The following is an 8,355-nucleotide window of genomic DNA, read 5'->3' as shown; positions in this document are numbered from 1 at the left end:
ATTAATTTCGAGAGAGACGGTACTTACAGACACGCCAATTTTCTCGGCTATAAAACTAATTGATAATTTCTTTTGGAGTAACACACTTATTGTGTATCTTTGCTCCGAGGTTAATTGTTTATACATTGCAATACAAAATTAGTTAATCTCAGGGAGAGGGACGAAAGTCTTTCTCCTTTTTTTTTGTATTGCTTAAGTTATCCGTCAATGCTCTTTGGGGGCTTCGCGCCCCCAGCCGCAAGGCAAACCTCCGCGGTGTTTTTCATAGTTATTGCACCCACAGAGATTTTGCACTTCTATTTGGAATTAGCACTGTTGTGCTGTTGGCTCGGTTGAGATTTTTTTCTGGGGTTTCTAGATTTTCTAGACTCTCTAGTTTTCTAGATTTTCTAGTTTTCTAGTTTTCTAGATTTCTGGTTTTTCCGGGAGACTATAGTTGCTTGTTGTTTTTCACCATTGCTTTCAGCCTTTCGTTTTCAGCCTTTAGCTGTTGGTTTTCAGCCTTTAGCTGTGTGTTTTCAGTTTGTAGTTTCTTCATTAGCTCATCTTGCTGCTTGCGGTAGCCCGTGCGGGCAGCATACATCCGCTCGGTAATGCCACCTTGCTCTATAAACTGCCTTTGCAGCACATCAAGAAGGTTGCACAACATCTTGTCCGTAAAGTGGCACAGCGTAACCAGCGTGTTGCAAAATTCCTCTGCCGTCCATTTGTCAGCAAAGCCCATGTAATCCTCTGCCTTGTTGTGCGCGCGACAATAGCGCAGCATTTTGTCATACCGCGGATGATGCTTGTCCCACAACGTTAGCTGGCGCGTGTGCAGATAGTCGGTATAGTCTTCGCACAGTTCTTTCAACGATGCTCGTGCCACATTCAGCAGTTTCAGTTGTGTCTTTGTCGAGGTCATGCCGTCTGCCATGCCTTCCACGATGTTCTGCTTGCCCGACCGTGCTGCTTGGTTCATTTGGTCAACGGTGCGGTCGCCGTATAGGGGCAGAAATCGTTTGCAGAACCTGAAGGTCAGTTCAAACGCCGCATTTGCTTTTTGATAGCAAAACAATCCTTCTGGCGGTATGCCGTCTTTCAATATTTTTTCGTTGTGCTGTGCCATAGGTTCTCGTTGCATCATGCGCGATGGTCATAGTCTTGCCACCTGCTTCACGCCGCGGATGTTTGTGAGTTTCTTGATGATGGTTTTCAGTTTCGAGGTGTCTTCTATGAGTATGACGAGATTGCCGGAGAAGAGTCCGTCGTGTGAATCGATGTTAATGGAGCGCACCACCACTTTCTCTTCCTTGGAGAGCAGGTTGGTGATGTTGCTCACGATGCCGATGTCGTCGTTTCCGATGACGCGCAGGGTGATGCTGTAGTTCGATGTGCCTTTTCCGCTCCAGCGCGCTTTCACCACGCGATAGCCGAACCGCCGGATGAGTTCCGGTGCGTTGGGGCAGTCCTTGCGATGGATTTTGATACCGCCGCTGATGGTTACGAATCCGAAGACCGGGTCGCCGTAGATGGGATGGCAGCATTTGGCGAGAGAGAATTCCACGCCTTTGAGGTTGCGGTCGATGACGAGCACGTCTTCATTGTCTTTGATGAGTTCCTCCGTGTCGTTTTCCAGCTCGAAATTCTCTGCGCTCTCTGCTTCTTTTCGTTCCTCGAGGTTGTGCAGTCGGTTGTAGTTTTTTTGATATTCGTCCACTACGTCGTTAAGGTCGATTTTCTCTTCTGCTATCTGCCTGTAGAAGTCTGATGTTTCCTTAAATCCGAGTTGTCTGATGACCACCGACAGGGTGTGTTCCTCTATTTCTATTTTTTTGTTTTTGAACTTTCGTTCGAGCATTTCCTTTGCGAAAGCTCCCTGTTTCACCTGCAATTCCTTGAGAGCCTGTCGTATTTTTGCCTTTGCCCGTGCCGATTTCACCACGTTGAGCCATTCTCTTTTGGGCGTTTGGTTGGCAGAGGTGGTTATCTCCACGGTGTCGCCACTGTGCAGTTCGCTTTTTATGGCGACGTTTTTCCCATTCACTTTTCCCCCCACGCATCCGTTGCCCACCTTGGTGTGGATGTGGTAAGCAAAGTCGAGCACGGTGGAGCCCGTCGGAAACTTCAGCAAGTCGCCTTTTGGTGTGAAGACGTAGATTTCCTTGTCGTAGAGGTCGAGCTTGAACTGGTCCATCACTTCGAGGTTGCTGCCTGCTTCGAGTGCCGAGCGTATGGAAGCGAGCCAATCGTCCATGCCGCCTTCCGCTTTCACGCCTTTATATCGCCAGTGGGCGGCGAGTCCGTGTTCAGCCACCTCGTCCATTCTTTCGGAGCGTATCTGCACTTCCACCCATTTCTTTCCCGGTCCGAGCACGGTGATGTGCAGACATTCGTAGCCGTTCGATTTCGGTACCGACAGCCAGTCGCGCAGTCGTTTGGGGTTGGGCTGATACATGTCGGTAACGATGGAGTAGGCTTGCCAGCACTGCATTTTCTCCCTTTCGGGTGGTGCATCGAGAATGATGCGGATGGCGAAGAGGTCGTAGATGCCCTCGAAGGCACATTTCTGTTTTTTCATCTTCTGCCAAATGGAATGTATCGACTTCGTTCTGCCCTTGATATGGAAGCGCAGCCCGGCATTTTGCAGTTCGCGGCTCACCGGTGTGATGAACTCCCTGATGTACGCGTCGCGTGCCGCCTTGGTCTGGTTCAGTTTCTCCTTGATGTGGTAGTAGGCATCATGTTCGAGATATTTCAGCGACAGGTCTTCCAATTCGCTCTTGAGCCTGTAGAGTCCCAACTTGTGTGCCAAAGGTGCGTAGAGATAGATGGCCTCTTCTGCCACTTCCCGTCTGGCGTCCTCGTTGGGCGTGTCGCGGATTTGACGCATGAGATTCAGGCGGTCGGCAATCATGATGAGGATGACGCGCATGTCCTCGGCGAACGACAGCAGCAGGTTGCGGAAATTCTCGCTCTCGATGGCGGGATTTTTCTTGTACAGCTCCCGGACGCGGGCAAGTCCGCCGATGATGGTTGCCACGCCTTTGCCGAACTCGCGGGCAATGTCGTCGAGGGAGAAGATGCCCGACACGTAACTGTTGTAAACGAGTACGGCGAGCACCGAGTCGCGCTTCAGCCCGATGTCGTTTACGGCTATCAACGCCGTTTGCAGCGAGCACAACAACGTGTTCAGTCCGAAGACGTTGCGCTCCACGGCGTTCTGTTGCTCCGTCATGCGGATGTGAGCGGCAATCTTCCGTTGGTCCTCCGCCGGCAGCAGTTCACCCAATGCGGATTTAAGTTCCTCGAACAACTTTCCGAAACTTTCTTTTTCCTCCTTTGTAAAAATATTCTTCGCGTACATGCCTCTTGATAATTTCTTATGACAAAGGTACAAAAAAATGATGAAACGTTATGCAATTTAAGAAAAAGTAAGTAATTTTGCCCTAAATACCTACTTACTAAAAACTTCAGGTCTATGCTAACAAAAGAAGATGAAAAACTATTGAACCGGAAAGGCATCAGCAGTGCCGACTTTGAGCGTCAGATGGATTGTTTCAAACAAGGATTTCCCTTCCTGCGACTGCGCGGAGCGGCAACGCCGGGCAACGGAATCGTGCAAACGTCGGAGGCTGACAACCAACGGTTTGAACAACGCTGGGAAAACTATCTTGCCGGAGGGGCAGAGGTGGTGAAGTTCGTTCCCGCATCGGGAGCGGCAAGCCGAATGTTCAAAAGCCTCTTTGCCTATCTCGATGCCGATTGCGATGCTCCCGCCACCGACTTTGAAAAACGGTTCTTTGCCGACATCGGGCACTTCGCCTTCTTCGATGAGTTGAACGCAACGTGCCGGCGCAACGAGGGGATGACAATCGCAGAACTGACTGCCGCCGGACGCCACAAGGCAGTGGTGCGCAACCTGCTGCTTCCCGAAGGACTCAACTATGGGCAGCTGCCAAAAGGACTGCTCAGCTTCCACCGCTATGCCGACGGCGTGCGAACCCCCATGGAGGAACATCTGGTGGAAGCTGCCCAATATGCCGCGACCGGCGGAGTGGCAAAGGTGCATTTCACCGTCTCGAACGAGCATCGCGAACTCTTCCGCGCAAAGGTGAACGAAGTGCTGCCTGACTACGAAGCACGTTTCGGCGTGAAATACGACATCACCTTCTCCGAACAGAAGGAAAGCACCGACACCCCTGCCGCCAACCCCGACAACACCCCCTTCAGAAACGAAGACGGCACGTTGCTCTTCCGACCCGGAGGACACGGCGCACTCATCCGCAATCTCGACGAGACAGAGGGCGACGTGGTGTTCATCAAGAACATCGACAACATCGTTCCCGATGGCCTGAAAGCCGAAACAACACGATGGAAGAAGATTATCGCCGGCGTGTTGGTGGATTTGCAAGAAAAAGTTTTCAACTTTGTCAGACAACTCAAGGCAGGCAATCGCAACGCTTCCGACCTTGCCACCATGCTCAGGTTCTTGGAGAACGACCTGTGCTGCCACAACGACGCGGCGGCAAAGATGAGCGAAACCCAACTGACCGACTATCTGCTGCGCAAGTTCAATCGCCCCATGCGCGTCTGTGGAATGGTCAGGAACAGCGGCGAGCCGGGCGGCGGTCCGTTCTATGCCTACAACGCCGACGGAACAGTGAGTTTGCAGATTTTGGAAAGCTCACAAATCGACAAACAGAATGAAAACTATTGCAGGATGTTCCGCGAAGGAACGCATTTCAATCCCGTTGATCTCGTTTGCGGCATCAGAGACGAGGAAGGAAAACCTTTCCCCCTGACCCGATTCATCGACCCCTCGACAGGCTTCATCAGCAGCAAGTCGAAGAACGGCAGAGAACTGAAAGCCTTGGAACTGCCCGGACTTTGGAACGGAGCAATGAGCGATTGGAACACCATCTTCGTGGAAGTGCCTGCCATCACGTTCAATCCCGTGAAGAACGTCAACGACCTGCTGCGCGAACAACATCGCGCATAGCGGTCATCGGCAATATTTCGCCAACTGCTGACCGGCAAAAACCGCAAGGACACCAAACAACAGAGAGGCAAGAACCGTGAAAACAGCCATGAACCTGCGATCGTCATTGGCAAGCAGCGAAGTCTCGTTGATGAAGGTGGAAAACGTGGTGAAGCCACCGCAGAAACCGGTGGTAAGAAGAATTTTAACGCTCGGCGAGAGCCGACCTCCCGCGGACAAACCGGTGAGGAAACCAATAATCAGACAGCCCAAGACGTTCACCGTGAACGTGCCCAACGGAAAGTCCGACGTTATCCACAGTCGCATCAGCTTGGAAACAAGGTAGCGCAAGCCGCCACCCATGAAGCTGCCCGCGCCCACAAGCAGAAACTCTTTCAACATCGGCTCGTCCTCCTTGTTGCGCCACTTCGCGCCTCTTCGCAAGGGAGCGCGAGCCGACTGCCGGGGGTTCTTAAAATCAATGCGTTCATCAGGCGACAAATTTACGAAAAAATCATCCAACCACCAAAGAATTAACGCACGTTCTGCGCTCCGGAAAGGCAAATTTATTTATCCGCCGTTATCATTATTGAAAGAATTATCGTAACTTTGCGCCACCGACAACAACGGGGACGGCCCGTCCCGAAACACATCAAACATTCAACGGCAATTCATGACATACCCACGAAATTTTGAGAAAAAAACCGGTTTTGACGAAATACGCCAACTGCTCCGGCAACACTGTCTCTCAACACTCGGAAAAGAAGAGGTGGACAAAATGGAATTTTCTGCCGACACCGATAACATCAACCGCCGCATGGACGAGCTGCGAGAGTTCAGACGCATAGAGGAGGGAAACGACGAATTTCCACTCGCCAACGTGTTCGACCTCAGAGAAAGCCTGATGCGCGTCCGACTGCAAGGTACGCACATGGAGGTGGAGGAGTTGTTCGACCTGAAGCGTTCGCTCGAAACCATCATCCTCGTCGTAAACTTTCTCGCCGCCGGCGAACAACAAGACAATGGCGAGATGAAAAGAGACTTTCCCGCCCTCTTCGCACTCACGGAAGGGGTTGCCACTTTTCCGCAAATCGTGAGGCAGACAGACAAAATCATAGATAAGTTCGGCAATATGCGCGACACCGCCTCACCCGAACTACTGCGCATCCGCCACGAACTGAAAAGGGCAAAGGGCAGCATCTCGCGCACACTCCACAGCATCCTCCTATCGGCTCAAAGCGAAGGAGTGGTGGAAAAAGACGTCGCACCCACACTGCGCGACGGAAGACTCGTCATACCGGTCGTTCCCGGACTGAAACGAAAAATCCCCGGCATCGTGCACGATGAGAGCGCAACGGGCAAAACGGTGTATGTGGAACCCACCGAAGTGGTGGAAGCCAACAACAAGGTGCGCGAACTGGAAAACGCCGAACGACGCGAGATGGTGCGCATCCTCGTGGAGTTTGCCGCCATGGTGCGACCACATGCCGACGAACTGCTCCATTCTTATCAATTCCTTGCCCGGATAGACTTCATCCGCGCCAAAGCGGAACTCGCCCTGTCCTTCAAGGCTTTTGAACCCGAAGTGCTGCCACAACCTCACATCGACTGGATAAACGCCGTGCATCCGCTACTCCAACGCTCGTTGGCAAAGAAAACTGCACCGCACACCGACGACACCGGCAAGGAGGAGAAACCCACAACAATGGTGCCCCTCAACATACAACTCACCGGCGACCGGCGCATCCTCATCATCTCCGGACCCAACGCCGGCGGAAAATCGGTCTGCCTGAAAACGGTGGGACTGCTGCAATACATGTTGCAATGCGGACTCGCCATACCCATAGGCGAACGCTCAACGGTGGGAACATTCGACAAGATTATGATAGACATCGGCGATGAACAAAGCATAGAGAACGACCTCAGTACCTATTCCTCGCACCTGTTGAACATGAAGAACATGATGCGCCACGCCGACCGGCGAACCCTTATCCTCATCGATGAGTTCGGAACGGGAACAGAACCACAGATGGGAGCGGCAATAGCCGAAGCAGTGCTCAAAAGGTTTTGGCAACAAAAAGCATGGGCGGTCATCACCACACACTATCGCAACCTGAAACACTTTGCCGACGAACACCCCGGAGTGGCAAACGGCGCAATGCTCTACGACCGACACAAAATGCAACCCCTCTTCCAACTCGCCATCGGACGACCCGGCAGCTCTTTCGCAATAGAGATTGCCCGAAAGACCGGCTTGCCCGAAGAGGTGATAAGCGATGCGGCGCAAATCGCAGGTTCCGAATACATCCGAAGCGACAAGTATCTGCAGGATATTGTGCGCGACAAACGCTATTGGGAAAGCAAACGCCAAACCATTCACGGAAAGGAAAAGGAATTGGAAAAAACCATTGCACGCTATCAACGGGAATTGGAGGAAATTGACGACAGCAGAAAACAAATCCTCAACAGGGCAAAGGAACGGGCGGAGGAACTCTTCAAGGAGAGCAATCGAAAAATAGAAAATGTAATTCGGGAAATCAAGGAACAACAGGCGGAGAAAGAAGCTACCAAACAACTGCGACAACAACTTTCCGCCTACGAAAACGACATCCTATCGGGAGAAACCGGGCAGAATGTACCAAAGAGCGACCGGCAAACACCGAACAAAAAACAGAGCATGCGAGAGGGAGGACTGCTCACCGATGAGGAGTTTGAAAAGAAGATGGAAGCCATGAAAAACAGAAAACTGAGACATGAGCAACATCAGAAAGACAAGAACGAACGCAAGCAGGCAACTGCCAAATCGCTGCGTGCAGCCATTCAGAAACTTAACGATGACAAAGCCTTCCGGGACGGCGACAGCGTTCGCGTAAAAGGTCTGACCACCGTGGGAAAAATAGAGAGCATGGAAGGAAAACAAGCCACCATCATCTTTGGCTCCATGCGAACAAAAATGCCTCTCGCAAGGATAGAACACGCGGAGCCCGCAAGCAAAAGCGATGCTGCACCGGACATCCGGGCTTACTCCTACAGCCGACAGACGCGCGAGACGATAGACAGTCATCGCAATCAGTTTAAGCAAGAGCTCGACCTGCGGGGCGTGCGGGGCGAAGAAGCCGTCAGACAAGTGCAATACTTCATCGACGATGCCATCCTCGTGGGCGTTTCGCAAGTGCGCATCCTGCATGGAAAGGGCAACGGCATCTTGCGCAATCTCATCCGGGAATACCTGCGAACCGTTCCCAATGTGCGCGATTTTCGCGATGAACACGTACAGTTTGGCGGAGCCGGCATCACGGTGGTGGAACTGTGAGGAAAGCTCCGCTCGGGGCAAAGTCCATAAATCAAGACCTTGCCCCACACGTCCCGACATGGGGAGAGTGGCGTCAGATTTA

6 protein-coding genes are annotated in these 8,355 nt (G+C 52.0%); 2 read left to right on the top strand and 4 right to left on the bottom strand.

Annotated features, from left to right (window positions below; all coding sequences use genetic code 11):
• The 3 genes from ETF27_RS10150 to ETF27_RS10140 all read right to left on the bottom strand — a co-directional run.
• Positions 1–126, bottom strand: a 126-nt coding sequence (locus ETF27_RS10150) for a helix-turn-helix domain-containing protein (protein WP_147785783.1), incomplete at its 3' end; no start/stop codon positions are given.
• A 304-nt stretch (positions 127–430) separates the two neighbouring features.
• On the bottom strand, positions 431–1,123 hold the full coding sequence (locus ETF27_RS10145) for a four helix bundle suffix domain-containing protein (protein WP_130829956.1): 693 nt from the start codon (positions 1,121–1,123) through the stop codon (positions 431–433).
• Positions 1,124–1,135: 12 nt separating this feature from the next.
• Positions 1,136–3,346 carry a RelA/SpoT family protein gene (locus ETF27_RS10140; RefSeq protein WP_130829867.1) on the bottom strand — a complete coding sequence of 737 codons (2,211 nt, stop codon included), beginning with the start codon at positions 3,344–3,346 and terminating at the stop codon, positions 1,136–1,138.
• A gap of 114 nt (positions 3,347–3,460) precedes the next feature.
• Between ETF27_RS10140 and ETF27_RS10135 the strand changes: the two genes are divergently transcribed.
• Positions 3,461–4,981, top strand: a complete 1,521-nt coding sequence (locus ETF27_RS10135; protein ID WP_147785782.1) for a DUF4301 family protein — start codon at positions 3,461–3,463, stop codon at positions 4,979–4,981.
• A 3-nt stretch (positions 4,982–4,984) separates the two neighbouring features.
• Here the strand turns inward: ETF27_RS10135 and crcB are convergent, their stop codons facing one another.
• Positions 4,985–5,524 (bottom strand): fluoride efflux transporter CrcB, encoded by a 540-nt coding sequence (gene crcB, locus ETF27_RS10130; RefSeq protein WP_317131327.1) that lies wholly within the window; start codon positions 5,522–5,524, stop codon positions 4,985–4,987.
• Positions 5,525–5,633: 109 nt separating this feature from the next.
• Between crcB and ETF27_RS10125 the strand changes: the two genes are divergently transcribed.
• On the top strand, positions 5,634–8,273 hold the full coding sequence (locus ETF27_RS10125) for an endonuclease MutS2 (RefSeq protein ID WP_147785781.1): 2,640 nt from the start codon (positions 5,634–5,636) through the stop codon (positions 8,271–8,273).
• The last annotated feature ends 82 nt before the right edge of the window (positions 8,274–8,355 follow it).

The organism is Prevotella brunnea (genome assembly GCF_008016795.1).
Classification (GTDB): Bacteria; Bacteroidota; Bacteroidia; order Bacteroidales; family Bacteroidaceae; genus Prevotella; species Prevotella brunnea.
Note: the sequence above shows the minus strand (reverse complement) of the source record. Positions and strands in the feature narration are given on the sequence as shown.

Excerpts from the sequence above, each read along its gene's own strand:
- ETF27_RS10125 (WP_147785781.1), top strand. The coding sequence starts at position 5,634 with ATGACATACCCACGAAATTTTGAGAAAAAAACCGGTTTTGACGAAATA.
- ETF27_RS10135 (WP_147785782.1), top strand. The coding sequence starts at position 3,461 with ATGCTAACAAAAGAAGATGAAAAACTATTGAACCGGAAAGGCATCAGC.
- ETF27_RS10145 (WP_130829956.1), bottom strand. The coding sequence starts at position 1,123 with ATGCAACGAGAACCTATGGCACAGCACAACGAAAAAATATTGAAAGAC.
- ETF27_RS10140 (WP_130829867.1), bottom strand. The coding sequence starts at position 3,346 with ATGTACGCGAAGAATATTTTTACAAAGGAGGAAAAAGAAAGTTTCGGA.